General features: G+C 71.6%; 26 protein-coding genes. 8 read left to right on the forward strand and 18 right to left on the reverse strand.

The annotated features are described in order from the left end of the window. The first annotated feature begins 25 nt into the window (after nt 1-25). The 3 genes from ACIQ6Y_RS31555 (at nt 26) to ACIQ6Y_RS31565 (ending at nt 5,682) form a co-directional block, all read left to right on the forward strand. Nucleotides 26-2,062, forward strand: a complete 2,037-nt coding sequence (locus ACIQ6Y_RS31555; protein ID WP_404044062.1) for an alpha-1,4-glucan--maltose-1-phosphate maltosyltransferase — start codon at nt 26-28, stop codon at nt 2,060-2,062. Continuing rightward, complete coding sequence (gene glgB / locus ACIQ6Y_RS31560) at nt 2,059-4,248, forward strand: 1,4-alpha-glucan branching protein GlgB (RefSeq protein ID WP_404044064.1); 2,190 nt, start codon at nt 2,059-2,061, stop codon at nt 4,246-4,248. Before ACIQ6Y_RS31555 ends, glgB begins: the two co-directional genes overlap by 4 nt. A 420-nt stretch (nt 4,249-4,668) precedes the next feature. Then, on the forward strand, nt 4,669-5,682 hold the full coding sequence (locus ACIQ6Y_RS31565) for an SMP-30/gluconolactonase/LRE family protein (RefSeq protein WP_404044066.1): 1,014 nt from the start codon (nt 4,669-4,671) through the stop codon (nt 5,680-5,682). Here the strand turns inward: ACIQ6Y_RS31565 and ACIQ6Y_RS31570 are convergent. From ACIQ6Y_RS31570 to glgA, 16 genes are all read right to left on the reverse strand, one after another. Beyond that, a complete protein-coding gene (locus ACIQ6Y_RS31570; RefSeq protein WP_404044068.1) occupies nt 5,619-6,887 on the reverse strand; it encodes a cation:proton antiporter in 1,269 nt (422 codons plus the stop codon). The genes ACIQ6Y_RS31565 and ACIQ6Y_RS31570 overlap by 64 nt on opposite strands. 126 nt (nt 6,888-7,013) lie before the next feature. Next, nucleotides 7,014-7,310, reverse strand: coding sequence for an antibiotic biosynthesis monooxygenase family protein (locus ACIQ6Y_RS31575; RefSeq protein WP_404044070.1), 297 nt, complete (start codon nt 7,308-7,310; stop codon nt 7,014-7,016). A 22-nt stretch (nt 7,311-7,332) separates the two neighbouring features. Then, nucleotides 7,333-8,181: an NAD(P)H-binding protein gene (locus tag ACIQ6Y_RS31580; protein ID WP_404044072.1), complete on the reverse strand. Its 849-nt coding sequence runs from the start codon at nt 8,179-8,181 to the stop codon at nt 7,333-7,335. A gap of 50 nt (nt 8,182-8,231) precedes the next feature. Then, on the reverse strand, nt 8,232-9,176 hold the full coding sequence (locus ACIQ6Y_RS31585) for an NADP-dependent oxidoreductase (RefSeq protein WP_404044074.1): 945 nt from the start codon (nt 9,174-9,176) through the stop codon (nt 8,232-8,234). Between the two features lie 74 nt (nt 9,177-9,250). Beyond that, nucleotides 9,251-9,766, reverse strand: a complete 516-nt coding sequence (locus ACIQ6Y_RS31590; RefSeq protein ID WP_404044076.1) for a cupin domain-containing protein — start codon at nt 9,764-9,766, stop codon at nt 9,251-9,253. A gap of 36 nt (nt 9,767-9,802) precedes the next feature. Continuing rightward, entirely contained in the window at nt 9,803-11,446 is a 1,644-nt protein-coding gene (mdlC, locus tag ACIQ6Y_RS31595; RefSeq protein WP_404044078.1) for a benzoylformate decarboxylase, read from the reverse strand. Between the two features lie 64 nt (nt 11,447-11,510). Next, nucleotides 11,511-12,752 carry an MFS transporter gene (locus tag ACIQ6Y_RS31600; RefSeq protein WP_404044080.1) on the reverse strand — a complete coding sequence of 414 codons (1,242 nt, stop codon included), beginning with the start codon at nt 12,750-12,752 and terminating at the stop codon, nt 11,511-11,513. Between the two features lie 24 nt (nt 12,753-12,776). Next, nucleotides 12,777-13,289 (reverse strand): nuclear transport factor 2 family protein, encoded by a 513-nt coding sequence (locus ACIQ6Y_RS31605; RefSeq protein WP_404044082.1) that lies wholly within the window; start codon nt 13,287-13,289, stop codon nt 12,777-12,779. Nucleotides 13,290-13,311: 22 nt separating this feature from the next. Then, on the reverse strand, nt 13,312-13,803 hold the full coding sequence (locus tag ACIQ6Y_RS31610; protein WP_404044084.1) for a nuclear transport factor 2 family protein: 492 nt from the start codon (nt 13,801-13,803) through the stop codon (nt 13,312-13,314). Next, nucleotides 13,797-14,498, reverse strand: a complete 702-nt coding sequence (locus ACIQ6Y_RS31615; RefSeq protein WP_404044085.1) for an SDR family NAD(P)-dependent oxidoreductase — start codon at nt 14,496-14,498, stop codon at nt 13,797-13,799. Before ACIQ6Y_RS31615 ends, ACIQ6Y_RS31610 begins: the two co-directional genes overlap by 7 nt. 19 nt (nt 14,499-14,517) lie before the next feature. Next, on the reverse strand, nt 14,518-14,826 hold the full coding sequence (locus ACIQ6Y_RS31620; RefSeq protein ID WP_404044087.1) for a muconolactone Delta-isomerase family protein: 309 nt from the start codon (nt 14,824-14,826) through the stop codon (nt 14,518-14,520). Nucleotides 14,827-14,876: 50 nt separating this feature from the next. Then, the gene (locus ACIQ6Y_RS31625; RefSeq protein WP_404044089.1) at nt 14,877-15,911 is read right to left on the reverse strand and encodes an ankyrin repeat domain-containing protein; all 1,035 of its coding nucleotides are present in this window, start codon (nt 15,909-15,911) and stop codon (nt 14,877-14,879) included. Then, nucleotides 15,911-16,357 carry a nuclear transport factor 2 family protein gene (locus ACIQ6Y_RS31630; protein WP_404044091.1) on the reverse strand — a complete coding sequence of 149 codons (447 nt, stop codon included), beginning with the start codon at nt 16,355-16,357 and terminating at the stop codon, nt 15,911-15,913. Before ACIQ6Y_RS31630 ends, ACIQ6Y_RS31625 begins: the two co-directional genes overlap by 1 nt. Before the next feature lie 136 nt (nt 16,358-16,493). Next, the gene (locus tag ACIQ6Y_RS31635) at nt 16,494-16,961 is read right to left on the reverse strand and encodes a nuclear transport factor 2 family protein (protein ID WP_404044092.1); all 468 of its coding nucleotides are present in this window, start codon (nt 16,959-16,961) and stop codon (nt 16,494-16,496) included. Beyond that, nucleotides 16,958-18,193 (reverse strand): low temperature requirement protein A, encoded by a 1,236-nt coding sequence (locus ACIQ6Y_RS31640; protein ID WP_404044093.1) that lies wholly within the window; start codon nt 18,191-18,193, stop codon nt 16,958-16,960. The genes ACIQ6Y_RS31635 and ACIQ6Y_RS31640 overlap by 4 nt, the downstream gene beginning before the upstream one ends. 72 nt (nt 18,194-18,265) lie before the next feature. Further along, nucleotides 18,266-19,459: a glycogen synthase gene (glgA, locus tag ACIQ6Y_RS31645; RefSeq protein WP_404044094.1), complete on the reverse strand. Its 1,194-nt coding sequence runs from the start codon at nt 19,457-19,459 to the stop codon at nt 18,266-18,268. A 384-nt stretch (nt 19,460-19,843) separates the two neighbouring features. On the opposite strand from glgA, the gene ACIQ6Y_RS31650 reads away from it, so the two are divergent. The 4 genes from ACIQ6Y_RS31650 (at nt 19,844) to ACIQ6Y_RS31665 (ending at nt 23,722) form a co-directional block, all read left to right on the forward strand. Further along, complete coding sequence (locus ACIQ6Y_RS31650; protein ID WP_404044095.1) at nt 19,844-20,932, forward strand: LLM class flavin-dependent oxidoreductase; 1,089 nt, start codon at nt 19,844-19,846, stop codon at nt 20,930-20,932. Continuing rightward, nucleotides 20,929-21,525: an FMN reductase gene (locus tag ACIQ6Y_RS31655; protein ID WP_404044097.1), complete on the forward strand. Its 597-nt coding sequence runs from the start codon at nt 20,929-20,931 to the stop codon at nt 21,523-21,525. Before ACIQ6Y_RS31650 ends, ACIQ6Y_RS31655 begins: the two co-directional genes overlap by 4 nt. Before the next feature lie 73 nt (nt 21,526-21,598). Then, complete coding sequence (locus tag ACIQ6Y_RS31660; protein WP_404044099.1) at nt 21,599-22,303, forward strand: response regulator transcription factor; 705 nt, start codon at nt 21,599-21,601, stop codon at nt 22,301-22,303. Beyond that, nucleotides 22,304-23,722 carry an ATP-binding protein gene (locus tag ACIQ6Y_RS31665; RefSeq protein ID WP_404044101.1) on the forward strand — a complete coding sequence of 473 codons (1,419 nt, stop codon included), beginning with the start codon at nt 22,304-22,306 and terminating at the stop codon, nt 23,720-23,722. Between the two features lie 72 nt (nt 23,723-23,794). Here the strand turns inward: ACIQ6Y_RS31665 and ACIQ6Y_RS31670 are convergent, their stop codons facing one another. Further along, a complete protein-coding gene (locus ACIQ6Y_RS31670; protein WP_404044103.1) occupies nt 23,795-24,682 on the reverse strand; it encodes an NADP-dependent oxidoreductase in 888 nt (295 codons plus the stop codon). A 136-nt stretch (nt 24,683-24,818) separates the two neighbouring features. Here ACIQ6Y_RS31670 and ACIQ6Y_RS31675 point away from each other — a divergent pair, with 136 nt between their 5' ends. Continuing rightward, nucleotides 24,819-25,232, forward strand: coding sequence for a winged helix-turn-helix transcriptional regulator (locus ACIQ6Y_RS31675; RefSeq protein WP_404044105.1), 414 nt, complete (start codon nt 24,819-24,821; stop codon nt 25,230-25,232). On the opposite strand, the gene ACIQ6Y_RS31680 is transcribed toward ACIQ6Y_RS31675, so the two are convergent. Continuing rightward, nucleotides 25,223-25,738, reverse strand: coding sequence for a hypothetical protein (locus tag ACIQ6Y_RS31680; protein ID WP_404044196.1), 516 nt, complete (start codon nt 25,736-25,738; stop codon nt 25,223-25,225). The two genes, ACIQ6Y_RS31675 and ACIQ6Y_RS31680, sit on opposite strands and share 10 nt — an antisense overlap. Nucleotides 25,739-25,838 lie beyond the last annotated feature (100 nt).

The raw sequence follows: 25,838 nt of genomic DNA on the forward strand, positions 1-25,838 counted from the left end.
CAGCACCCCCCGTGCGAGGAGGCACATGATGCAGGAGAAGCGCGCCGCACGGCGGTTCGCGCCCAGTGTGGGGCGTATTCCCGTGCTGGACGTCCGGCCCTCGGTGGACGGGGGGCGGCGGCCCGCACGAGCCGTGCCGGGTGAGACGTTCGAGGTGTCGGCGACCGTGTTCCGGGAGGGGCACGACGCCGTCGCCGCGAACGTCGTGCTCACCGCGCCCGACGGCACCGAGGGCGAGTGGACGCCGATGCGGCTGCTCGCGCCCGGCACCGACCGGTACGCCGCCGCCGTCAGCGCCGACCGCGAGGGCGACTGGTCCTTCCGCGTGGAGGCCTGGTCGGACCCGGTCGCCACCTGGCGGCACACCGCCGACATCAAGGTCCCGGCGGGCATCGACGTACCCCTCGTACTGGAAGAAGGGGCGCAGCTCCTGGAGCGGGCCGCCGACGCGTTCGCCAAGCGTGAGGGCGCCCCGCTGATCGCCGCCGTGCGCCGGCTGCGCGACACCGACAAGGCGCCGGAGGAGCGGCTCGCCGCCGCCTCCGACCCGGTGGTGCTCGCGCTGCTGTGCGCGCGCCCGCTGCGCGAGCTGGTCACCCGCTCCGAGGAGCTGCCGCTGCGGGTGGACCGCGAACGCGCCCTGTACGGCGCCTGGTACGAGCTGTTCCCGCGCTCCGAGGGCGCCGTCGTGGCCGGTGCACCGCAGGCCGACGGGCTGCTCCAGCCGCCGCGCTCGGGCACCCTGCGCACCGCGGCCAAGCGCCTGGAGTCGGTGGCGGGCATGGGCTTCGACGTGGTGTACCTGCCGCCGGTGCATCCGATCGGCACGACGTACCGCAAGGGCGCCGGCAACACGCTCGTGGCGGGGCCCCACGACCCGGGCTCGCCCTGGGCGATCGGCTCCCCGGCCGGCGGCCACGACGCGATCCACCCCGACCTCGGCACGCTCGAGGACTTCGACCACTTCGTGGCCCGGGCCACCGAGCTGGGCCTGGAGGTCGCCCTGGACTTCGCGCTCCAGTGCTCCCCCGACCACCCGTGGGTCACCGAGCACCCGGAGTGGTTCAGGCACCGCCCCGACGGCACGATCGCCTACGCGGAGAACCCGCCGAAGAAGTACCAGGACATCTACCCGATCGACTTCGACACCGACCCCGACGGCCTGCACGAGGAGTGCCTGCGCGTCCTGCGCCACTGGATGGCCCACGGGGTGCGGATCTTCCGCGTGGACAACCCGCACACCAAGCCGGTCGCCTTCTGGGAGCGGCTGATCGCGGCCGTCCACGACACCGACCCCGATGTGCTGTTCCTCGCCGAGGCGTTCACCCGCCCGGCGATGCTGCACACCCTGGCCCGGGTCGGCTTCCACCAGTCGTACACGTATTTCACCTGGCGCAACTCCAAGGACGAGGTGGAGTCCTACCTCTCGGAGCTGGCCGGTCTCGGCGGCGAGGAGTCGGCCGCCTTCCTGCGGCCCAACCTGTTCGTGAACACTCCCGACATCCTGCACGCCTACCTCCAGTACGGCGGCCGTCCCGCGTTCGCCGTGCGGGCGGTCCTCGCGGCGATGGCGGGGCCCAGCTGGGGCATGTACGCGGGCTACGAGCTGTTCGAGAACGTGCCGGCCGGGCCCGGCAGCGAGGAGTACCTGGACTCGGAGAAGTACCAGTACCGGCCGCGCGACTGGGAGGGCCGTGAGGCGTCCGGCGACTCGCTCGCCCCGCTGGTGCGCACCCTGAACGAGCTGCGGCGCTGCCACCCGGCCCTGCACCAGCTGCGCAATCTGCGCTTCCACCGCACCGACAACGACGCGGTGATCTGCTTCTCCAAGCGGGACGACACCGACTGGGTGCTGGTCGTGCTCACCCTCGACCCGCACACCGCGCGCGAGGCGACCGTCTTCCTCGACCTGCCCGCGCTCGGCCTGGACCGCTCCGACAGCTTCGAGGTGTACGACGAGCTGTCCGGTCAGACGTACACGTGGGGCCGCGACAACTACGTACGCCTGGACCCGCACCGCCAAGTGGCCCACATATTCACGGACGGGAACCCGCAGACGTGACCACCGCATCGCACTCACCGGCCCTGCCCGCCACCGACATCAAGCGGCTCGTCACCGGCGAGATCAGCGACCCGCACGCCCTGCTCGGGCCCCATCCGGGCCCGGACGGGGTGACGGTGCGGGTACTGCGGCCGCTCGCCGACGCCGTCCGCATCACCGACCCCGGCGGGGGTCTGCTGCTGGAGCTGGAGCACGAGTCCGACGGGGTGTTCGCCGGCCGGCTGCCCGGTTCGGCCATCCCCGACTACCGGATCACCGCCGTCTACGGCGGCGGCAACGAAGTACACCGCTACGACGACCCCTACCGCTTCCTGCCCACGCTCGGCGACCTCGACCTGCATCTGATCCGCGAGGGCCGGCACGAGGAGCTGTGGCGGGTGCTCGGCGCCAACGTCCGCACCCACGAGTCGGGTTGGGGGCCGGTCACCGGCACCGCGTTCGCGGTGTGGGCGCCCAACGCGCGTGCGGTGCGGGTGGTCGGCGACTTCAACTACTGGGACGGCCGCGCCCATCCGATGCGCTCGCTCGGCATCAGCGGCGTCTGGGAGCTGTTCGTGCCGGACGTCGGCGACGGCTGCCACTACAAGTACGAGATCCTCACCCCCGACGGCCGCTGGATCCAGAAGGCCGACCCGCTCGCCACCCGCGCCGAGCCGGCCCCCGGCACCGCGTCGATCGTGCACACCCCCCGCCACCGCTGGGGCGACAGCACCTGGATGGCCCGCCGCGCCTCCTTCTCCGCGCACCGCGAGCCGATGAGCGTGTACGAGATGCACCTGGGCTCCTGGCGGCCCGGCCTCACCTTCCGCGAGCTGGCCCGTGAACTCCCGGCGTACGTCAAGGCGCTGGGGTTCACCCATGTGGAGTTCCTGCCGGTCGCCGAGCACCCCTTCGGCGGCTCCTGGGGCTACCAGGTCACCTCCTACTACGCGCCGTCCGCGAAGCTGGGCGGCCCGGACGACTTCCGGTTCCTGGTCGACGCGCTGCACCAGGCCGGCATCGGGGTGATCGTCGACTGGGTGCCGGCGCACTTCCCGCGCGACGAGTGGGCCCTGGCCCGCTTCGACGGCACCCCGCTGTACGAGCATCCCGACCCGCGGCGCGGCGAGCACCCCGACTGGGGCACGCTCGTCTTCGACTACGGCCGCAACGAGGTGCGCAACTTCCTCGTCGCCAACGCCCTGTACTGGATCGAGGAGTTCCATGTCGACGGGCTGCGGGTCGACGCGGTCGCCTCGATGCTCTACCTCGACTACTCGCGCGGCGAGGGGCAGTGGCTGCCCAACGTCTACGGCGGGCGCGAGCACCTGGAGGCGGTGGAGTTCCTCCAGGAGGTCAACGCGACCGTGCCGCGCCGCAATCCGGGCGCCCTGACCATCGCCGAGGAGTCCACGTCCTGGGAGGGCGTGACCCGGATGACCGACCACGGCGGGCTCGGCTTCTGCCTGAAGTGGAACATGGGCTGGATGCACGACTCGCTGGACTACATGGCCAAGGACCCCGTGTACCGGCAGTACCACCACCACGCCATGACCTTCGCGATGGTCTACGCGTACTCGGAGAACTTCGTGCTGCCGATCTCCCACGACGAGGTCGTGCACGGCAAGGGCTCCCTGCTGACGAAGATGCCGGGCGACCGCTGGCAGCAGCTGGCCAACCTGCGCGCGTTCCTGGCCTTCATGTGGGCCTTCCCGGGAAAGCAACTGCTGTTCATGGGGCAGGAGTTCGCGCAGGACACCGAGTGGTCGCACGACCACGGCCCGGACTGGTCGCTGCTCCAGCACGCCCCGCACGCCGGGGTGCGCGACCTGGTGCGCGACCTCAACGGCGGCTACCTCGCCCAGCCCGCGCTGTGGCGCCATGACACCAGCCCCGAGGGCTTCTCCTGGATCGACGCCGACGCGGCGCAGGACAACGTCTACTCCTTCGCCCGGCACGGCGACGACGGCGAACTCCTCGTCTGCGTCTACAACTTCCAGCCCACTCCCCGCCCCGGCTTCCGCATCGCGCTCCCCCGGGCCGGCGAGTGGACCGAGGCCCTCAACACCGACGCCCCGGCCTACGGCGGCAGCGGTGTGCTCAACCCGGGCACCGTGCACGCCGAGGAGACCCCCCACCAGGGCTTCCCGGCCAGCGCCGTCATCACCCTGCCGCCCCTGGGAGCGGTCTGGCTGCGGCCTGTCTGAGCGACGCGCCCCACGACGGCGGCCCCGGGACACGGCGGTGTCCTGGGGCCGCTTTTTGCCGTTCCTAGGGCTGCTTTTTACTGTCCTGAGAACCTCTTCCGCAGCGCCCCCGACCCGGTCTGCGGTGCCCCCGCGCACCCCTCCACCCGGCAAAAACCGGTGCGCTAACCGGAATCAGGTCCGCTACATACGAAAGTCGGCCTGTTCACCCGACGCATCCCGGCCATGCACCCTTCACAGGTTCTCCCAGTTCACCCACCCCGCCAGGACGAACTGCGTGTACAGGGCCGCTTTTCCCTCCCGACGGAGGGGGGCGTTCCAGCCATACGTTCCTCTCGCCGACCCGGCCGGAACTGACCGGCCCCTTTCGGCCAGACGCACATGCACTTTCCGTGCAGATCCGTGCAAGGAGGAACCTTCATGCGACTCACCCGCGCGCACCGCAGCCTCGCGGCCCTCGCCCTGGCGCTGTCCGGCCTCGTCGCCGCCGCGGCCGCCCCGTCGACGGCCCTGGAGCCGGAGACCGTCGAGACCCCGAAGAAGGTCGACGGTCCGCTCTACGTCCAGGACGCCATCAGCCTGCCCGGCACCGACGCCTACCCGGAGGGTATGTCCGTCGACTACCGCAACGGCGACACCTACATCACGTCCTTCGCGACCGGCGCCGTCTACAAGGCCCCGGCCGGCCAGACCCAGGCCCAGGTCTGGCTGCCCGCCGGCACCGACGGCCGCACGGAGGCGATGGGCGTCGAGGCCGACAAGAACGGCCGCATCTGGGTCTGTGACAAGAACTACGTCACCCTCTACGACGCGGCCACCAAGGCCCGGCTCGCCCGCTTCGTCACCCCGACCCCGGGCCAGTCCGTCCTCAACGACCTGGACATCACCCAGGACGGCACGGCGTACATAACCGACTCCAACCGGCAGAAGGTCTACAAGGTCACGCCGACCCAGCTCACCGAGGCGATCTCGTCCGGCGCCGACCGCACCCTGACGGTCGCCTTCGACCTCAACAGCCTCGTCGCGCCGCACGAGGAGGGGGCCATCACCCTCAACGGCATCGAGGCGGGCCAGTACAGCAACTGGCTGATCACCGTCGACATGATGACCGGCGACCTGTTCAACCTCAACATCGCCACCGGCAAGGCCACCAAGGTCCAGTTCGTGGGCGGGAGCCTGCTCTCCGCCGACGGTCTGATGATCGAGAAGAACAAGATGTGGGTCGCCCAGTTCGGCACCAACAAGATCAGCCGGCTGCTGCTGAACTCCGAGGGCACCTCAGCCCTGGTGGAGAGCGAGGCCACCGACGCCAGCCTGATGAAGCCCACCACGATCGTGCGCAAGGACGGCTCGATCCACGTCGTGCGCTCTCAGTTCGGGCTCGACCCGACGACGCTGCCCTTCACGGTCGGCCGGATCAGCAGCGGCATCTGATCCTCGGCGGGCAGCGGCCGCAGCCGGTCCACCAGCCGTAGCCCCGGCCCTGCCATCGCGGTCGTCGCCAACGCCACCACCGTCAGCGCGACCAGCAGACCCCGGTCGATCAGACCGGCGTCGAACCCGGCCGACAGCACCACGATCTCGGTGAGGCCACGGGCGTTCATCAGCACCCCCAGGCGCAGCCACTGCGCGGACGGCAGTCCGCGCACCACCCCCGCGCCCGCACAGCCCACGGCCTTCACCACCACGGCGACGGACAGCAGGACGGCCAGCAGGAGCGCAAAATCGGCGTCCCAGGGGACCCCGCCCAGGTCGACCCGCTGCCCGAACCCCAGAAAGAAACAGGGCAGCAGGACATGGTCCACCACCGTGTCCAGCCGCCCGGCGGCCAGGTCCTCCACCGGCCGGCGCCTGCCCCACACGAAGCCGAACACCACGGCCCCGAGCAGCTGGTGCAGCCCGGCGGCCGAGGAGGCCGCAGCGGCCAGCGCACACCCCGCGACCAGCACACCGGCGTCCGCAGGGGCGCTGGGGGCCCCGGCACCGCGCCACCGCAGCAGGGCGGCACACAGCAGCAGCCCCGCGGCCACCAGCGCGATCCGGCCCGGGCCCAGCCGGCCCGCCGCGACCAGCGCCGCGGTCAGGACGACCCACACGGCCGCGTCCCCGGCGGCAGCAGCGGCCAACGAGATCCGGCCGGCCCTGCTGTCCGTCAGCCCCTCGTCCTGCAGCAGCCGTGCCAGCACCGGCACGGCCGTCACCCCGAGCGCCCCGCCCAGGAACAGGGCGAGCGCGACCGGGGTGGCGTGCTCTCCGGCGTACGGGGCGCACAGCGTCAGCGCGAGCGGCACGCCCGCGGCGAAGGGCAGCACGAAACCGGCCGCCCCGACCGCGAGAACGGTCCCCCGCTCCCCCGAGCCGCCACCCTCGCCCCGCGCCAGCAGCCGCCCGATCCGCAGCGCCAGCAGCACCAGCCCGAGCTGCCCGAGCCCGTCGAGCAGCGGCAGCACGTCATCGCCGTAGAGCAGGGCGTGCGCGCCGGGGACGAGCGCCCCGAAGAGGGAGGGGCCGAGCAGAATGCCGGCGGTCAGCTCGGCGAGGACGGCGGGTTGTTTCATACGCCGGGCGACGAGCCCGGCGGCACGAGTAACCAACAACAAGCAAGCAAGGCCGAGCAGAAAACGACCGGAAAGGTCCACCTTCTCGACTCCCTAGGCTGGACATGCCCAGGGGCGCGGGGCTCTGTTCGATGTGCGGCTCCGCCGCGCGGGCGCGACCAACCACACTCAACTCGAACAGACCCCGCGCCCCAGGCACTCACATCCTCAGCGCTCGACCTTTGCGTACCGCCCGGAGGAGACGGTCGACTTGTCGATGGCGGCGAGGAACTCCTGCGTCTCCGGCGCGGCGAAGAAGCCGCCCATCGTCGCGTCGGCCTCCTCCGGCGAAGCCCAGTGCACGATGACGAGGTACTCGCCGTCCTCGCTGAGCGTCACCTCACGGGAGACGAACCCGGGCCGCTTGGCCATGTACTCGTTCTCGACCTTCTCGTCGAGCTTGCCGAAGGCCTCCGGGTCCGTACCGGGTATCAGCTTGAAACGGACGGTCTCGACAGTGGTCATGCCACGTACCCCTTCTCGAAGTTCAACTCTGGCTCTGGCTCTGGAAGTTCTGCGCGTGCGCCCGGGCCCACTGCGCGAAGGTGCGCGGCTCACGCCCCAGCACCTCGCGCACACCCGGCCGCACGATCGAGTCGTCGAGCGTGCCCTCGGCGTAGTAGCGGAAGAACGCGTCGACGTACTCCTGCGGCATCGAGCCCTCCATCCCGGCCCGCGCCTCCTCGTCGGTCAGCCCGACGAAGGTGAGCGGCCGGCCGAGGACCTCGCCGAGGATGCGCACCCGGTCCGCGGGCAGCAGGGCCTCGGGCCCGCTGAGGGCGTGCGCCGCGCCGAAGTGGTCGGCGTCGAGCAGCACCCGCGCGGCCACGGCCGCGATGTCGTACGGGTCGACCATCGCGACCCGCACCCCGCCGAAGGCGTCCCGCACCTCGTCGCCCGCCGCCAACTGGCCCTGCCACTGGAAGGTGTTGGACATGAAGCCGCTCGGCCTCAGGATCGTCCAGGGCACATCCGCGGCCCGGACCGCCTCCTCGGAGCGGATCATGAAGCGGGAGATGGCGTTGTCCAGGTCGCCGTCGGGTGCGGCGATGCTGGACAGCAGGACCACATGCTTCACGCCGGCCGTGCCCAGCTCGGCCAGCACGCCCGGCATGTCCGCGTAGCCCGGCAGCAGGAAGACGCCCTCGACGCCCTCCAGGGCGGGCCTGAGGGACGCCGGGTCGTTCAGGTCGCCGACGGCCGCCTCGGCGCCCTCGGGCAGGGTGCCCGCCGCCGGTGCGCGGCGGGCCAGGGCCCGTACCGGGCGGCCCGTACGGGCGAGTTCGGCGACCAGTTCACCGCCGACGTGTCCGGTCGCTCCCGTCACCAGGATCATTCCGCCTCCTCCTTCAGTGCCATGGGGTGGTCATCCGTTCCCCGGGAGGGTCAGGACAGATCCAGGACGAGCCGGCCGCGCACATGCCCCTGCTCGCCGAGCGCGTGCGCCTCGGCCACCTCGCCGAGCGCGAACACCCGCTCCACATGAGGGCGCAACCGCCCCTCCGCCAGCAGCGGGGCGAGCCGGTCCAGGACGGGCGCGTCGGGGTGGACGTAGGTGAATCCGGCGCGCACCCCGTGCTCGTCGGCGGCCCGCCGGTGTTGCGGACCTTCACCCTTGAGGGTGACAACGATGCCGCCGGGCCGGACGACGTCGAGCATGCGGAAGTACTCGGCGCCGCCCATCGGGTCGACCGCCAGGTCCACGTTCTTCACCTCGCGGACCATGTCGTGCGCGACGACGTCCTTCGCGCCCAGGGAGAGCACGAAGTCACGGTTGCGGGCCGAGGCCGTGCCGATGACCTCGGCGCCCGCGTCCGCGGCGAGCTGCACCACCAGGTGGCCGACGCCGCCGGCGGCCCCGGCGACCAGCACCCGCTGACCCGCGGTGAGGCCGCCGTGCCGGAACACGGTCTGCCAGGCGGTGATGCCGGGCATCGGCACCGCGGCCGCCTCCACCATCGACAGTCCCTCGGGGACGGCGGCGAGCTCGTCCTCGGGGGCCACCGCGTACTCGGCGTACGCCCCGGCGAGGGCCGGGAAGCGGGGCATGCCGTAGACGGCGTCGCCGACGGCGAACCGGCCTGCGCCGGGGCCGGTGGCGGCCACGGTGCCGGCGATGTCCCAGCCGAGCACGGCCGGGAAGGCGTCGATGCCGACGCCCCGCCCGACGCGGGTGGCCCAGTCGATGGCGTTGATCCCGGCCGCCGCCACCCGCACCAGGACCTCACCCGGGCCGGGCTGCGGCACGGGCAGGTCGGTCAGGCGCAGGGTGTCGGCGGCGGGACCGAGACGGTCGATGACGGCGGCGCGCATGGTTGTCGCTCTCTCCACGCTTTTCCAGCCTCTTTCCTTGGTCGTTCTTTGTCGCTGGTGCGCCGCCGTGCGGTCACCGACCCCGCTTGTGGTTACGGGGCCAGCGTCAGATCGTGGCGCGGCGCGAGGTCCACGATCATCTGCTTCTGTTCGGGCGTCAGCGGCGCCGGAGCCTCACCGGCCCGCGCCTCCTGGCCTATCTCCATGAAGAACTTCTCCAGGTAGGCCGGGGTGAACATGAACAGCATGTGCGCCGTCTGCAGACCGACGTTGCGGAAGCGGTGCCGGGTGCCGCGCGGCACGAACACGAAGTCCCCGGTGCCGGCGACGAAGGTCTTCTCGCCGTTGAGGAACTCGATCTGGCCGCTGAGGATGTAGAACGCCTCGTCGGCGCGGGGGTGGATGTGCGGGGGCGGGCCGCCGCCCGGCGGGACGGTGGCCTCGGCCAGCGTCAGGTTGCCGCCGGTGTTCTCCGAGATCGCCTTGAAGCTGTAGATCGCGTCGCCGAACCACACGGTCTTCACGCCCGTGCCCGCCGGACAGTGCACGACGGCACCCTCCGGGTGGTTCGCCGCCGGGGCGGCACCCGGCTGCGCTGTGGTGGTCATGATCTCTCCCAACTACAGAGGTGTTGGTGGTCTCGCTCAGAGCCGGAACAGGCCCGGGTCCTCGGTCTTGACGTCGATCAGCACCGGCCCCTCGGCGGTCAGCGCGTCACGCAGCGCCTCCTGCAGGCCGTCGGGCGAGTCGACGGTCTCGCCGCGCACACCGAAGCCGCGGGCGATCAGCGCCATGTCGACGTCGCTGAGGTCGTAGCCCGCCTCCCACGACTTCTGGTCCTGGAGGTAGTACTTCAGGGACAGATAGCCGGAGTTGTCCGGGATGACGAAGGTGACCGGCAGGTTGTGCCGGGCCGCCGTCCACAGGGCGTGGATGGTGTACTGCGCGGAGCCCTCGCCGACCACGACTACGGCACGCCGGTCGGGGCGGGCCAGCGCGTAGCCGACGGCACCCGCGAAGGGGAAGCCGAGCGCGCCGGAGGCCGTGGCGAAGTAGCCGTTGTCCTCGCCGAGCGGGATCTGCTCGTGGAAGTCGGCGCGGGCGATCGGCAGCTCCTCGAACAGCACCGCGTTGTCGGGCAGTTCCTTGGACAGCACGTGGAACAGGTACGCCTGCGTCAGCGGCGTCGACGGCTCCGGCACCGCGACCGGCTCGCGCACCGGCGCCAGCTCGACCCGCTCACGCTGCTCGACCAGCGGCACCAGGCCCTTGACGACGGCACCCGGCGGGGCGACGAAGCTGCGTCCGGCGAGGGTCGCGGCGGCGGCCTGCGGGTCGTCGGTGACGTGCAGGAAGTCCACGTCCGCGGTCAGCGTCGGCCGCGGCGACTTGTCCAGGTCGGCCGGGGCGGTGGAGAACAGGTCCCACGCGGTGAACAGCGTGAACGCCGGCCCGCCGAGGACGACGACCACGTCGTGCTGCGCGGACAGCCGCTCGTTGATCAGCTCGGGAATGGGCGGCAGCACACCCGCGAACAGCGGGTGGTTCTCCGGGAAGGCACCGCGCGCCCACACCGGCGCGCCCCACACGCGTGCGTTCAGCTTCTCGGCGAGCGCGATCAGGTCCCCGCGGGCACCCTGCGCGTCCACCGGACCGCCCGCGATCAGACCGGGCCGCTCGGCCCCGTTGAGCGCGGCGGCGATCTGCTCCAGCGCCGCCGGGTCCGGCACGACCGCCGACTCGACCTTGGCGATGCGCAGCGGCTCCGGGTCGGCCGGGCGTACCCAGTCGTCCTCGGGCACGGCCACGAACACCGGGCCCTGCGGGGTCTGCTTGGCGATCTGGTAGGCCTGCGCGATGGTCGCCGGCACGTCCTGCGGCCGCGCGGGCTCGGCAGCCCACTTGATGTACGGCTTGGGCAGCTGGGTGGAGTCCTTGGCGATCAGGAACGGCTCGCCCAGGAGCATCTTGCGGGCCTGCTGGCCACCGAGGATCACCATCGGCGTCTTCGCGGAGGCCGCGGTGTAGACGCTGCCCATGGCGTTGGCCAGACCCGGCCCGCCGTTGATGATGACCAGCGCGGGCTCGCCGGTGGCCTGCGCATACCCGTCGGCCATGCCGACGACGGCCTTCTCCTCCAGGCCCAGGACGAACTTGAAGTCCCCCTCCAGCCAGTTCTCGAACAGCTTCATCTCGCTGTGGCTGGGGTTGCTGAAGACCGTGGTCAGCCCTAACTGCTTCAGCACGTCCAGCGTGGCGTCACGTACGGTCCGCCCGGTTTCGGTCACGGGGTTTCACTCTCCTGAGAATGGTTGGTACGGAACTTGTGGGGGGCGTTCTAGGCGGGACGCGTCAGCCGGTGGCGGTGACCGGCGCCTTCTGGGCGGCTCCGGAGGCGGCGACCTCGCTGGGGGTGCCGGGCACCTTGAGGAACCTGGTGCCGAACACGGCCGGCAGGGCGATCACGGCGACGATCAGAGCGGTCAGCGGCACATTGCGCACCTCGAAGGTGTCCAGGGCCCAGCCGCCCACGGCCGCTCCCAGCGCGACACCCACGTTGGTCGCGGAGGCGCCCAGCGTCGCCGCGAGGTCACCGCCCTCACCGGCCAGCGAGATCACCCGCAGCTGGTACGCCGGCGTGACACCGAAGCCGACGATGCCCCAGCCGGCCAGCGCGATGGCGACCAGCACCGGGTTGCCGCGGAACAGATACAGCCCGGCCAGCGCCACGATCAGCACCACGTTGCCGATGAACAGCGTCGCCGAGGCGTTGATGTCGGCGAAGCGGCCGCCGGCGATCGTGCCGATCGCGCTGAACACACCGAAGATCAGCAGGAACGCGGAGACCGCCCCGCTGCTCACCCCGGTGACGTCCTCCAGGAACGGCGCGAGATAGGTGAACGCGATGAACTGCGCGCCCATCAGCAGCACACCGGAGGCGAGCATCGCCAGCACCCGCGGGTGGAAGGCGTGCCGGGCCTGGGCCGCAAGGCCGCCCGAGCCGGAGCCGTGCACGACCGACGGCACGAACGCCATCATCGCGGCCAGCGCCAGCACACCGAGCACGGCGACACCGGCGAAGGTGGCCTCCCAGCCGAGGTTCTGGCCGAGCAGCGTGCCCAGCGGCACACCGACGACCGTGGAGACGGAGATACCGCCGAAGACCAGGCCGACGGCCTGTCCGCGGTGCTCCGGCGCGACCAGGCCGGTGCCGACCGCCGTCGCGGCGCCCAGGAACAGGCCGTGGATCGCGCCGCACAGCACCCGCGCGACCACCAGGAGCCCGAACACCCCGGCGAACACGGCCACCAGGTTGCCCACGATGAACACGGCCATGGCCAGCCACAGCAGGGAGCGGCGCGACATGCGGATGGTCGCGGCGGTCACCACCGGGCCGCCGAGGGAGACGCCTAGGGCGTACGCGGTGACCAGCAGGCCCGCGGTGCTCACGGAGACACCGAGGTCGTCCGCGATCAGTTCCAGGACGCCGACGATGACCAGTTCGGCGGTGCCGATGACGAAGGCACCCAGACCGAGCGAGGCCAGCGCGAGCCGGTTAGGGCTGCCGGATGCCGTCGTGGTGGGGGTACTCATGGTGGACCTCTCCTGTCGGGCGGGTCAGGCGTACTGCAGGTCGAGCTTCGTGATGAGGCCGTCGCGGGAGGTGAACTCGTAGTTGGCCTCGAAGCCGCCGTCGCCGCCGGGGGCGAAGCGGACGAGGAGCGTGGTGCCGTCGGACTTGGGCGTGTTCTTCAGCACCGTGAGCTTGCCGCCGATGACCTCGTTGTCCGCCCAGTCGCGGATCTCGTCGTGGCCCGTGAACTCACGGCCGACGTCTGTGAGTTCGGCGTCGGGGTGGAAGGCGGCCACGAGCGCGTCCAGGTCCTCCGCGGCGACCGCGTCGACGTACTTCTGGGCCGCCGGGTCGATCCCGCCGGGCTTCTCGCTGCTCGCCACGTCGTCCGTTTCCTTCGTGTCGCTCGGTTCGTTCGTCGCGCCGGCACCGGAGTCCTGGGGCGCCGAGACACTGGTGGTGGGCCCGTCGGCGGCGGTGTCGTCCTCGCCGTCGGAGCAGGCCGTCAGCAGGACGGTGGCGGCCAGGGCCAGGGGGACGTATATGCGATGTCGCACGGCAGTCCTTCTTTCTTCGGGCTCAGGCGTACGCCATGGACACCCGGGCGATCCGGTCGTCGTCCACGTCGAACAGGTAGGTGGCCCGGAAGCCCACGAGCGGGCCCTCCGGGTCGAAGCGCAGCAGCACGCTGGAGGTGCCGTCGCTCTCCGGGGTGTTCCTCAGCACGGTCAGCCGGCCGCCGATCACCTCGTCGCTCGCCCAGGCACGGATCTCCTCGTGCCCGCGGAACTCGCGTCCGGTGTCGGTGACGACCGCGTCGGGGGCGAAGGTGCCGACCAGCGCCTCGACATCCTTGTCGTCGACCGCGCTGACGTATCCGCGCACCGCGGGGTGCAGCGAGGCCAGCGCTTCGGCGTCGTGCTCCTCGGGGGTGTCGCGCACCGCCTCCTTGGCGGCGGCCCGCACATAGTCGCTGCTGAAGGCGAGTGCCACGCCCAGCACCAGCACCGCGGACAGGGCGTACGCGACGATCCGCCGCCTGCTCGGGCGGCGTGCGGCCAGAGTCACCATGCGATCCTCCTGCGGTGGCGGAAGAACCCGCCGGTGGGTCCGTCGTCCGGCAGCCGGGCCAGCCAGACCGCCGTGTCGGCGCCCTTCTCGACGCTGGTCGGCGCCCATGCGCCGCCCATGTCGGTGCGCACCCAGCCGGGGCACACCGCGTTGACCTTCACCCCGTGCCCGGCCGCCGCGGACACCACCAGCGTCAGCGCGTTCAGCGCCGCCTTGGAGATGCCGTACGCGGCCGGGGAGGGCACGTTGTCGGTCATGGCGCCGAGCCCGGAGGACACGTTGACCACGCGGCCCCAGCCGCGCCGTGCCATCGCCGGGACGAACACCTGGCTGGTGTGGAAGGCGCCCATCAGGTTGACGTCGAGCGCCTCACGGAAGGTGTCCTCGGTCAGCGAGAAGAACGAGTCCGTCGGGTAGACGCCGGCGTTGTTGACGAGGATGTCGATCTCGACGCCGTCGGCGGCCAGCCGGGTCGCGCAGTCCGTGACGCTCGCCCGGCTGGTGACGTCGAGCTGTTCCACCCGGAGCCGGCCGTCGGCGCCCTTGAGGCCGCGGGCCGCCGACCGGCCGCGCGCCTCGTCGCGTGCGGCCAGGACGACGTCGTGCCCGGCCTGCAGCAGCTGCCGGCAGATCTCCAGGCCGATGCCCCGGTTGCCGCCGGTGACGAGTGCGGTGCGGGTCCTTGACCGGCTCACGTGCGTCAGTCCTCTCGGCTCAGACCTTGTAGCGCTTCTTGACGTCCTCGGCGAAGCCCAGGTAGTCGCGCAGCGGCCAGACCTTCTCGAACTCCAGGTAGTCGCGCATGGGCAGCCGGCCGAGCGCGGTGCGGTCCAGCTCCTCGGCGTCGGGCGAGTCGATGATGGCTATGACGCGCTTCTGCGCGGCGACCTTCCAGATGCCCACGCAGAACCCGGAGTCGAGGGTCTCCTGCGCGTGCTCGGCCTCTTCCTGCTCGAGCTCCCAGAGCTCGTCGAGGGTCATGCGGCCCTCGTGGATCCACTTCATCTGGACGTAGAAGAGCATGGACGACTCCCGTCGTACGAAAGGGGGTTGGGGGCGGCGGGCGGGGGTGCTCAGCCGGCCGAGCGGGCGCGGATCAGCTCGGTCAGGGCGTGGCCCTCGCCGAAGACCTCCACGGCCAGGTCGAGCGGCGTCTTGCCGTCGTGGGCGACGTGGGTCAGGTCGGCACCCGCCTCGACGAGGATGCGGGAGCAGTCCTCGTAGCCGTGCCACAGGCTGTCGTGCAGCGGCGTGTAGCCGTTGGTGGCGCCGACCCAGTTCAGGTCGATGCCGTCCTGGCGGACCAGGTCGGCGGTGATGTCCGCGTGGCCGTTGTAGACAGCCTTGTGCAGCGGGACCGCGCCGAAGGTCGGCTCGACGGCGTTGACGTCGGCGCCCGCGGCGAGCAGCAGCCGCACGATCTCGGTGTGGCCGTCGCGGGAGGCGACCAGCAGCGGGGTGTGGCTGTCGTTGAAGCCGCCCACGTTGGGGTAGCGCTCGTCGACCTCGGCGCCGTCGTCGAGGAGCTTGCGCACCCGGTCGGTGTCGCCCTCGGCGGTGGCGGCCATCAGCTCCTGGCGGGCGATCGCGGCCTCGTCGGCGCCGCGCCGGGCCTTGAGGTGCTGCTCGGCCTGGAGCAGCTTGTCCTTGCCGAAGGTGTTCACGTTCAGCTCGTACTGGAAGTGCTGCTCCAGCGAGAAGCCGTAGTGCGTGTAGATGTTCAGCGAGGTGCCCTGGGCGAGCAGGTACTCGGCGATGTCCGGGAACTTGTACCAGAGGGCGTCCATCAGCGCGGTGTGGCCGGTGGTCGTGGCGATGGCGTCGACGAACGCGCCGGCCTCGACGAGCTGGCGCACCACGTCCAGGCTGCCGCCCTGGCAGGCCTTGTGCAGTGCGGTGGCGCCCGCGCGCGGGTCGGTGGTGAGGACGTCGGCGCCGGCGCCGATCAGGACCCGCACGGTGGCGGGGTCGGCCTGGCCGGAGGCGATCATCAGCGCGGTCAGCCCGGAGGAGTTCTCGCGGGTGTCGGGGTTGGCGCCCGAGGCGAGCAGGCGCTCGACGACGGGGGTCTGGCGGCCGCGGACGGCCTTGATCAGTTCGGCGCTCATCAGGCGGCCACCTCATCGGGCTTGTCCCCGCGCAGGGCGCGGATGATCTCGGAGGGGTCGGTGTAGGACTTCCAGCGCACGATCTTTCCGTCGCGGACCGTGAGGGACTGGATGAATTCGATGTGGAATTCGACGCCCGTCTCCTTGACGACGGAGACCTCGTCGATGACACCGAAAGCCTGGTCCCCGTCGGCGACGAGGTTGATCAGCCGCTCGGATTTCACGTCGACGGCACCGGTGAAGATCTGCAGGGTGCCGAGGACGGCCTCACGGCCGTGGACCGTGCCGATCCACTTCATGTCGTCGTTGTAGCCGGGAACGATCGTGTAGTTGATCCACTCGACGTTCTCGTCCAGTGTGTTGAGCGCGGTCTCGAAATCACCGGAGGTAAGCGCCTCGAACCACGTCCGGGCGACTTTCCTGGTCTCTTCGGTGAGGTTGCTCATGGGGTCTCCTCGACAAGGTGGAGAGAGTGCCGAATGGTCGCGCAGGCATTCACCGGAAAATCATTCGCGGGCCGCTCGACCTGCGGCAAGAAAGGGAAGGTTGACTTCCTGACTTTCGGCTCCCGCCGACCGGCTTTCAGCTCTCGCCGGACGCGATCTTGGCCGCGTCGGTGAACAGCTGCTGGTTTCCGTCGGCCCACAGGACGGTCATCACGACGTCGTCGATCTGCCAGCCCGACTGGGTGCGGGTCAGCCCGAAGCGGTACTTCCCGGCCAGCGTCCACAGCGGACCGCCGTGGTCGCTGGGCATGCGGTGGGTGGCCTGGAACATGGCGGTGACGACCGCGGTGTCACCGGACACCTCGGCGAGGAAGTTGCTCAGGATGTGCTGGGTGGCGGTGAACGCGCCCAGCAGGCCCGACCAGGCGGCCACGAGGTCCTTGCGGGCGATGGTGAAGGGCTCACCGCCGTTCAGGCTCGTGTAGTCCAGCCGGATCTCGTCGGCGAAGGTCTCGCCGAGCTTCTCCCAGTCGCGGGAGTCGGTGTACCAGGCCATACGGGTACAGGTGTCGATGACGTCCAGGCGGTCGGCCACGGAACTCATGAACGGTTCACCTCCGGTGTCGCGGTGACGCGGGTGGGCGGGGCAGGGGGGTGGTGCGGGCGGTCGGCCGTTTCGGCGGCCGTACGCAGATGGGGTGCGAGCCGGTCGATCTGCCGGGACCAGCGGTGCTCACTGACCAGGGCGGCCACGATGAGCAGTCCGAGCGCGACGACCTCCGAGACCGCGCTGCCGTAGCGGCCGACGGCGATGGCGCCGAGGCCGATGACGGAGGCCGCGAGATGGAAGCGCTGCGGCCCGATCTTGAGGATGCCGTGGAACCAGGCGATGCCGGCGAGATAGAGCGAGACACCGCCGGCCAGCGCCATGGAGGGCGCGAGCTCGAGGGGGTCGAAGGGATGCACGATGGTCTTCTTCACCGCGGAGGCGATCAGGATCAGCCCGAGCAGCATCGGCACATGGGCGTAGAAGAAGGCGCTGAGCGCGAGCCGGGAACGCTGGTGGGCGTCCTCCTTCTCCAGCGCCAGCTCCGCCCGGCGGGCCTTCTCGGACTCGTCGAAGTACACCCACCACAGACAGGCCGGGATGACGAAGATCAGGACGGCCGTCGTCACGTGCGAGAGCCCGGCCTGTCCGCCGTCCATGCCGATGCCGAGCGCCAGGAACGAGTCGCCGAGCGCGATGATCATCAGCAGGCCGTGGCGTTCCACGAAGTGCCCCGGCCGCAGTGCGAAGCCGGAGACGCCGGTCACGATCGGCGCGACGACCTCCAGCAGCACGGCCGTGGCCCACAGCGCGTAGACGACCGGCCCGTCCAGGAAGCCGGCCGCGATGATCAGCAGCGCGGACAGTGTGTGGAAGGGCGCGATCCGCAGCATGTTGCGGGCCGCGTCGGGACCGCCGTACGCGAACAGCGCCGCGTGCACGCCGACGGTCAGCAGGTATCCGATGCCGAAGGCCACGCCGTCCCCGCCGAAGGCGTTGGGCGTGGCCAGGCCGAGCACCAGGAAGGACGCCATGCCGAGCAGGAGCAGCAGCCGGTGGCTCTTGCGGTGCGGGGGCAGATGGTTGGTGAGCCAGGCGTAGCCGCCGTACATCCACCACAGCAGCCAGAACACCAGCAGGACCTGCACCAGGCCGCGCGGGGTCATGTCCCGGCTCAGGAGCCGGGCCAGCTGGGTGAAGTTGAAGACGAAGGCGAGGTCGAAGAACAGCTCCAGGGTGGTGACCCTCGTCTCGCCGTGCGTCGTCGACGGGGACTGCGCTTCCGACATGTCCGCGAACGTAACGGCCGTGCGGGTGCCCCGGTCAACGCCTTCGAACGGACTCCATGAGGTCGCGCCGCCTCACCCTCGAAGGGCGCTGCGGTACACCTCGTGCACGCGTTCGGCGGCCACGTCCCAGCCGAACTCCCGCTCGGCGCGCAGCCGTCCGGCGGCGCCCATGGAACGGGCCGTTCCGGGCTCGGCGAGGAGCCGGTTGACGGCGGCGGCGAAGTCGGAGGCGAAACGTTTCTCGTCGAGCGGCGTCCCGGTCCCGTCCTGCTCCTGCTCGATCGGCACGAGCAGCCCGGTCTCCCCGTCGACGACGACCTCCGGAATCCCCCCGGTGGCGGTCGCCACGACAGCGGTCCCGCAGGCCATGGCCTCCAGGTTGACGATCCCCATCGGCTCGTAGAGCGAGGGACACACGAACACGGAGGCATGCGTGAGCAGTTGCCGCAGCGAGCGCTGGTCCAGCATCCCGTCGATCCGCACCACCCGCCCCCGCCTGCGCCCCAGCTCCTCGGCGAGGGCGGCGGTCTCGGCGGCGATCTCCGCGGTGTCGGGCTGCCCGCAGCACAGCACCAGCTGCGCCTCGGGATCGATCTCGAAGGCGGCGCGCAGCAGTTGGGGCAGCCCCTTCTGCCGGGTGACGCGCCCGACGAACAGCACGATGGGCCGGTCGGGGTCGACCCCGTGCCGGACGAGGGCGTCGGTACCGGAGTCGGGCCCGTGGACGGCGGTGTCGATGCCGTTGTGCACGACGTGCACCCGCGCGGGGTCGACCTCGGGGTACACCCGCAGGATGTCCTCCCGCATGCCCCGGGACACCGCGATCACGGCGTCGGCATGCTCCAGCGCGCCCCGCTCCACCATGGACGACAGGGCGTACCCGCCGCCCAGCTGCTCGGCCTTCCACGGCCGCAGCGGCTCCAGGCTGTGCGTGGTGACCACGTGCGGGACGCCGTACAGCGTCTTCGCCAGATGCCCGGCCGCGTTGGCGTACCAGGTGTGGCTGTGCACCAGCTCGGTGCCCTCGCACCCGGCCGCCATCGCCACGTTCGCCCCGAGGGTGCGCAGCGCGGTGTTGGCCCCGTCGGCGAGGTGGGGCTCGGCATAGGCGCTCACCCCCTCCTCGTCGCGGGGAGCCCCGAAGCAGTGCACGCGCAGGTCGACCAGACGCCGCAGCGCCTTGGCGAGTTCGGCGGCGTGGACTCCGGCTCCGCCGTAGATCTCCGGCGGGTACTCCTTGGTGAGCAGATCGACGCGTGTGTTCATCCGACTTCCTGAGGTAGGCGAGCCTGGCGGTACGACTGTCGGCAGCCGCGGCCCGGACCTCAGGGCGGTGTTCCGGCCCGGTGGGGACGGGTCGCAGGGTGCCTGAACTGGCCTTGCGGGGGGCCGGCGACGCTGCGACGGCGGGGTTGTTGGCGCATCCACCACCGACCCCCTCGCCGGCACCGTAACGAAAACCGGGCGCGCACCCGGCGCGGACCGGGGGCGAGCGCGGGCTCGGCGTGGTCACGGTTTGTTGCGGAATGCAGGCCTTGAGCCACCTCTCACCCTGCAACTTTCGGTGATCACACCCCCGGAATACGCCGGACCCCCGCCCCGTTCAAGCGTATGGTTGAACGGTCAACAAAAACTGGAGGGTGAGCGACCATGCAGTTCGGGATCTTCACGGTCGGCGATGTCACGCCGGACCCGACGAACGGCCGGACGCCGACCGAGCGCGAGCGGATCAAGGCCATGGTCGCCATCGCCCAGAAGGCGGAGGAGGCCGGGCTGGACGTGTTCGCCATGGGTGAGCACCACAACCCGCCGTTCGTGCCGTCGTCGCCGACGACCATGCTGGGCTGGATCGCCGCCCGCACCGAGCGGATCATCCTCTCCACGTCCACCACGCTGATCACCACCAACGACCCGGTGAAGATCGCCGAGGACTACGCGATGCTCCAGCACCTGGCCGACGGCCGCGTCGACCTGATGATGGGCCGCGGCAACACCGGCCCCGTCTACCCCTGGTTCGGCAAGGACATCCGCGACGGCATCGACCTGGCCATCGAGAACTACGCCCTGCTGCGCCGCCTGTGGCGCGAGGACGTCGTCGACTGGGAGGGCAAGTTCCGCACCCCCCTGCAGGGCTTCACCTCCACCCCCCGCCCGCTCGACGGCATACCGCCCTTCGTCTGGCACGGCTCCATCCGCTCCCCGGAAATAGCCGAACAGGCCGCCTACTACGGCGACGGCTTCTTCCACAACAACATCTTCTGGCCCGCCGACCACACCAAGCGCATGGTCGAGCTCTACCGGGAGCGCTACGCCCACTACGGCCACGGCACCCCCGAACAGGCCATCGTCGGCCTCGGCGGACAGGTGTTCATGCGGCGGACCTCGCAGGACGCGATCCGCGAGTTCCGCCCCTACTTCGACAACGCGCCCGTCTACGGGCACGGCCCCTCCCTGGAGGACTTCACCGACCAGACCCCGCTCACCGTCGGCACACCGGAGCAGGTGATCGAGAAGACGCTGGCCTTCCGCAGTTACGCCGGCGACTACCAGCGCCAGCTGTTCCTGGTCGACCACGCCGGGCTGCCGCTGAAGACCGTGCTGGAGCAGATCGACATGCTCGGCGAGGAGGTCGTGCCGGTGCTGCGCAAGGAGTTCGCGGCCGGGCGGCCCGCCGGCGTCCCCGACGCCCCCACCCATCAGTCCCTGCTCGCCGCCGCTTCGAAGGAGGTCCTCGCATGAAGCTCGTCGTCGTCTCCGCGGGGCTGAGCGTCCCGTCGTCGACCCGGCTGCTCGCCGACCGCCTCGCCACCGCGGTGGGGCGGGCGACGCCCGTGGACGTGCAGTTCGTCGAGCTGCGCGAACTCGCGGTCGAGATCGCGCAGAACTTCACCAACGGCTTCCCCGGCCGGTCCCTCGCCGCCGCGCTGGACGCCGTGACCGAGGCCGACGGGCTGATCGTCGTCACGCCCGTGTTCTCGGCGTCGTACAGCGGACTGTTCAAGTCGTTCTTCGACGTCCTCGACAAGGACGCCCTGACCGGCAAGCCCGTGCTGATCGCCGCGACCGGCGGCACCGCGCGGCACTCCCTGGTGCTGGAGCACGCGCTGCGCCCGCTCTTCGCCTACCTGCGGGCCGTCGTCGTACCGACCGGGGTCTACGCCGCCTCGGAGGACTGGGGCGCCGAAGGGCTCCAGGACCGCGTCGACCGGGCCGCCGGGGAGCTGGCCGCGCTGATGAGCGGGCTCGGCGGGGCCCGGCGGCCCGCGCCGAAGGACGACCTCGCGGTCGTACCGTTCGAGCAGCGGCTGGCGGCGCTCCGGCCGACGGGGTGAGCAGCAGGTAAGAACAGGCGGTACGCGGGCCGGGGCCGCTCGTCCGCACAGGTGGCTTTGCCACACTGGGCGGGTGGCCCCGACTGTTCTGCTCGCCGAAGACGACCGCGCGATCCGGCACGCCCTGGAGCGCGCCCTGACCCTGGAGGGATACCAGGTGACCGCGGTCGCCGACGGGGTCGAAGCCCTGGAGCAGGCGCACCGCACACCACCGGACGTACTCGTCCTCGACGTGATGATGCCCGGCAAGGACGGCCTCCAGGTCTGCCGCGCCCTGCGCGCCGAGGGCGACCGCACGCCGATCCTCATGCTGACCGCACTGGTGGAGACCGCCGACCGGATCGCCGGCCTGGACGCCGGCGCCGACGACTACGTCGTCAAGCCCTTCGACGTCGAGGAGGTCTTCGCCCGCCTGCGCGCCCTGCTGCGCCGCACCAGCCCCCCGCCCGAGACCCCCGCCGCTCCCGAGCCCGCCCAGGGCACGCTGGAGGCGGCCGGGCTGCGGATGGACCCGCAGGCACGCAGGGCCTGGCGCGGACAGCGCGAACTGGAGCTCACCCGCACCGAGTTCGAACTCCTGGAACTCCTCGTACGGCACGCCGGCACGGTCCTCGACCACGCCACCGTGTACGACCGCATCTGGGGCTACGACTTCGGGCCCGGCTCCAAGAACCTCGCCGTCTACGTCGGTTACCTGCGCCGCAAGCTCGACGAGCCCGGCGCCCCGCAGCTGATCCACACGGTCCGCGGGGTGGGTTACGTCCTGCGGGAGGGCTGAGTGAGCGGCGGCCGCCGCTGGCGGCTGGTGTCGCTGCGCACCACCTTCGCGCTGTCCTTCGCCGCGGTCACCGCGGGCGTCACCGTACTCGTCGGCATCCTGTCCTACGGCGCCGCGGCCCGGCTCGTGCGCGTGGACCAGCAGACCGTGTTCGACGAAGTGGTGCAGGACGTACGGGCCGAGGTGCGGCGCGGCCGCATGATCCCGGCCGACTTCTCCTCGGCGCCCGGCCACGACCTGGTCCGCCCGGCCCGCACGGACGTACAGGTGCTCGGGCCGGACGGGCACGTCTTCGACGAGGGCAGCCCGGGCCTGCCGGTCGGCGAGGACGACCGGCGCATCGCGGGCGCCGCACCGGCCGGCCGGCTGGTGGTGCACGAAGGCGTCGGCGTCGGCGACGACGTCTACCGCGTGGCGACCGTCGCACTCGGCGGCGGACGCGGCGCGGTGCAGGTCGGGCAGCAGTTCAGCGACACCGAGGACCTGCTGCGGGTGCTCCAGCAGCGCACGCTGGTGCTGGTCGGCGCGGTCGTCCTGGGCGCGGGCCTGTTCGGCTGGTGGCTCGCCTGGCGGATCACCCGGCGGCTGGTCGTCCTCACCTCCGCCGCGGAGGCCGTCGCCCGCACCCGCCGCCTCGGCATCGAGGTACCCGTCTCCGGCAACGACGAGGTGGGACGCCTCGGCCGCGCCTTCGACCGCATGCTGGGCCGCCTCGCCCAGTCGGAGGAGGACCAGCGACGCCTCGTCCAGGACGCGGGCCACGAACTGCGCACACCGCTCACCTCCCTCCGTACGAACATCTCCCTGCTCAGACGGATGGACGAACTGCCCCCCGAGGCCCGCGAGGAACTCGTCGCCGACCTCGGCCAGGAGGCCCGCGAACTCACCGACCTGGTCAACGAACTCGTCGACCTCGCCGCCGGCCAGTCCGACAGCGAACCGCCCCAGCGGGTGGACCTCGCCGACATCGCCGAGGACGTCGCCGCACTGGCCCGCCGCCGCACGGGCCGGGACATCGTCGTGCAGGCGACCGGGGTGACCATCACCCAGGGCCGCGCCGGCTCCCTCACCCGGGCCGTGTCCAACCTCGTCGAGAACGCCGCCAAGTTCGACCGCGCCGGAACCACCCCGATCGAGATCCGCGTGACCGGCGGCCCCGGCGAAGGACTCCCCGTCCGCGTGGAGGTCCTCGACCGCGGCCCCGGCATCGCCGACGACGACCTCCACCGCGTCTTCGACCGCTTCTACCGCGCCCCCGACGCCCGCGCCCTCCCCGGCTCCGGCCTCGGCCTCTCCATCGTCCGCGAAGTCGCCCTGGCCCACGGCGGCGCCCCCTTCGCCTACCCCCGAGAGGCCGGCGGCTCAGTGATCGGCTTCACGGTCCGCACGGCGTTTCCTGAGACGGGGGCGGGCTTGTGATCGCCGGACACTGAGCCGTCGGCGGCCTCTCCGGACCGTCCCCTACGGCGACGGCGACGGCTACGGCATCGGCTACGGCACCAGCACCACCCGCCCCCGCACCCCGCCCTCCGCCAGCAGCGCGTGGGCCTTCGCCGCGTCCTCCAGGGCGATGGTCTCGGCGACCCGCAGGGTGAGTACGCCGTCGTCGACCAGCCGCGCCAGCTCGGCCAGGCGGGAGCCGTCCGGGCTCACCTCGACGGCGGCCACCCGCACATCCCGGACCGGGGAGGGAGCGGCCTGCGGGATGACGCCCGCGTAGGCGCCGCCGTCCCGCACCCAGGCCAGTGCCCGCTCCCCCAGCACCGCCGCGTCCAGTACCGCGTCGAAGCCGGAGTCGATGCCCTCGGTCAGGAACGCCGAGGCGCCCAGCGAGCGGACCAGGTCCTCGTCGGCGGCGCGGGCCAGCCCCGTCACCGTGACGCCCGCGTGCGCGGCGAGCTGGACGGCGAAGCCGCCGACCGCGCCGGCCGCGCCGGTCACCAGCAGGGACTGCCCCGGCCGCAGGTCGAGCAGGTCCAGGGCCTGGGCGGCGGTCAGCGCGTTCAGCGGGAGCGTGGCCGCGTGGACCGGGTCCACCGACGCCGGCGCCTTGGCGAGGGCGTCCGTGTCCACGACGACGTACTCCGCATGCGTGCCCAGCGCCTTCGCCACGCCGTACTGAAGGGCCACGACCTCCTCGCCCACCTGCCACGCCGAGGCGACGGCCACCGCGTCCACCGTGCCGGCCACGTCCCAGCCGAGCCCCACCTGCGTGCCGGCCCCGCCGAACGCGCCCGAGCGCACCCCGGCGTCCACCGGGTTCAGCGTGGCCGCCGCGACCTTGATCCGCACCTGCCGCGCGGCCGGCTCGGGCACCGGCGCGTCCACGATCCGCACGGCCTCAGGACCGCCGAACTCCGTCACCACTGCAGCTCGCATCTCAACTCTCCCCGGTTCACCATCACTTGTGGGGCTCGCCGCCCCGTGACCACAACCCTAGGAAGAGTTACTATCCAGAAGGAAGTAGTTACCTGAAGGTGCCTACCGCACCCCAAGGGGAGCGCAGAGGAGAGCCATGGCCACCCAGACCGCCGCCCAGCGCCGCGAACAGGCCCGCGCCGAATACGACGCGTTCATCAAGGCCTGCCCCACCAACCAACTGCTCGACCGCATCAGCGACAAGTGGGTCAGCCTCGTCGTCTCCGCCCTCGCCCCCACACCCATGCGCTACAGCGACCTCAGCCGCAAGATCGCCGGAGTGAGCCCCAAGATGCTCACCCAGACCCTGCGCTCCCTCGAACGCGACGGCATCCTCACCCGCACCGTCACCCCCTCCGTCCCCGTGCGCGTCGACTACGAACTCACCCCGCTCGGCCGCAGCCTCGCCCTGCTCCTGACCGCCGTGAAGGACTGGGCCGAAACCCACTTCGACGAGGTCCACCGCGCCCGCGAGCGCTACGACGACCAGCCGCTGCAGGCTCAGAAGTAGTACGTGTCCCCGGTGTCCAGCACCAGCACCCGCTGCCGGTCGTTGTCCCGGTTCCGGTCCACCGCACCCCCACCCCACACCGTGTCCAGCTCCAGCCCCACCTCCGGCGGCACACCCCGCAGCCGTACCGCCAGCTCCACCCGCTCCCCCAGCCCGTCCGCCGCCAGCTCCCCCGTACGGCACACCACCACCCGCACACCCGCCCGCGCACAGCCCTCCGGCAGGACCTGCCGGACGCCCAGCGGCACCGACCAGCGCAGCCGCACCGTCGCATCCGGCACCGCCTCCGGCCCGTGATTGCGCGCCACGAACCACACCCGCATCCGCCCGTCCGCCATGACAGCGGCCCCGTGATACGCCAGATCGGCCTCCCCCTGCGCCGCACCCACCTCCCGACCGTCCCCCGACAGCCCCGGCCCGCTCACCGCACCCGCCCCCGACACCCCCGCCCCGGCCAGCCCCAGCACCGCACCGCACACCACAAGCCGCCGCGCCACCGCCCGCATGCCGTTCACCAGCCCTCACTCCCGCACTGCGCCGGGCCACCCGATGTCCACCCGGTACGCACGGCCATGTATCCCCCGGCCCACCGGCCCCCAGGCGCCC

The organism is Streptomyces sp. NPDC096205, from assembly GCF_044763135.1.
Taxonomy (GTDB): domain Bacteria; phylum Actinomycetota; class Actinomycetes; order Streptomycetales; family Streptomycetaceae; genus Streptomyces.

Excerpts from the sequence above, each read along its gene's own strand:
- ACIQ6Y_RS31555 (WP_404044062.1), top strand. The coding sequence starts at position 26 with ATGATGCAGGAGAAGCGCGCCGCACGGCGGTTCGCGCCCAGTGTGGGG.
- ACIQ6Y_RS31565 (WP_404044066.1), top strand. The coding sequence starts at position 4,669 with ATGCGACTCACCCGCGCGCACCGCAGCCTCGCGGCCCTCGCCCTGGCG.
- ACIQ6Y_RS31575 (WP_404044070.1), bottom strand. The coding sequence starts at position 7,310 with ATGACCACTGTCGAGACCGTCCGTTTCAAGCTGATACCCGGTACGGAC.
- ACIQ6Y_RS31580 (WP_404044072.1), bottom strand. The coding sequence starts at position 8,181 with ATGATCCTGGTGACGGGAGCGACCGGACACGTCGGCGGTGAACTGGTC.
- ACIQ6Y_RS31590 (WP_404044076.1), bottom strand. The coding sequence starts at position 9,766 with ATGACCACCACAGCGCAGCCGGGTGCCGCCCCGGCGGCGAACCACCCG.
- ACIQ6Y_RS31600 (WP_404044080.1), bottom strand. The coding sequence starts at position 12,752 with ATGAGTACCCCCACCACGACGGCATCCGGCAGCCCTAACCGGCTCGCG.
- ACIQ6Y_RS31610 (WP_404044084.1), bottom strand. The coding sequence starts at position 13,803 with ATGGTGACTCTGGCCGCACGCCGCCCGAGCAGGCGGCGGATCGTCGCG.
- ACIQ6Y_RS31620 (WP_404044087.1), bottom strand. The coding sequence starts at position 14,826 with ATGCTCTTCTACGTCCAGATGAAGTGGATCCACGAGGGCCGCATGACC.
- ACIQ6Y_RS31625 (WP_404044089.1), bottom strand. The coding sequence starts at position 15,911 with ATGAGCGCCGAACTGATCAAGGCCGTCCGCGGCCGCCAGACCCCCGTC.
- ACIQ6Y_RS31630 (WP_404044091.1), bottom strand. The coding sequence starts at position 16,357 with ATGAGCAACCTCACCGAAGAGACCAGGAAAGTCGCCCGGACGTGGTTC.
- ACIQ6Y_RS31635 (WP_404044092.1), bottom strand. The coding sequence starts at position 16,961 with ATGAGTTCCGTGGCCGACCGCCTGGACGTCATCGACACCTGTACCCGT.
- ACIQ6Y_RS31640 (WP_404044093.1), bottom strand. The coding sequence starts at position 18,193 with ATGTCGGAAGCGCAGTCCCCGTCGACGACGCACGGCGAGACGAGGGTC.
- glgA (WP_404044094.1), bottom strand. The coding sequence starts at position 19,459 with ATGAACACACGCGTCGATCTGCTCACCAAGGAGTACCCGCCGGAGATC.
- ACIQ6Y_RS31650 (WP_404044095.1), top strand. The coding sequence starts at position 19,844 with ATGCAGTTCGGGATCTTCACGGTCGGCGATGTCACGCCGGACCCGACG.
- ACIQ6Y_RS31655 (WP_404044097.1), top strand. The coding sequence starts at position 20,929 with ATGAAGCTCGTCGTCGTCTCCGCGGGGCTGAGCGTCCCGTCGTCGACC.
- ACIQ6Y_RS31670 (WP_404044103.1), bottom strand. The coding sequence starts at position 24,682 with ATGCGAGCTGCAGTGGTGACGGAGTTCGGCGGTCCTGAGGCCGTGCGG.
- ACIQ6Y_RS31675 (WP_404044105.1), top strand. The coding sequence starts at position 24,819 with ATGGCCACCCAGACCGCCGCCCAGCGCCGCGAACAGGCCCGCGCCGAA.
- ACIQ6Y_RS31680 (WP_404044196.1), bottom strand. The coding sequence starts at position 25,738 with ATGCGGGCGGTGGCGCGGCGGCTTGTGGTGTGCGGTGCGGTGCTGGGG.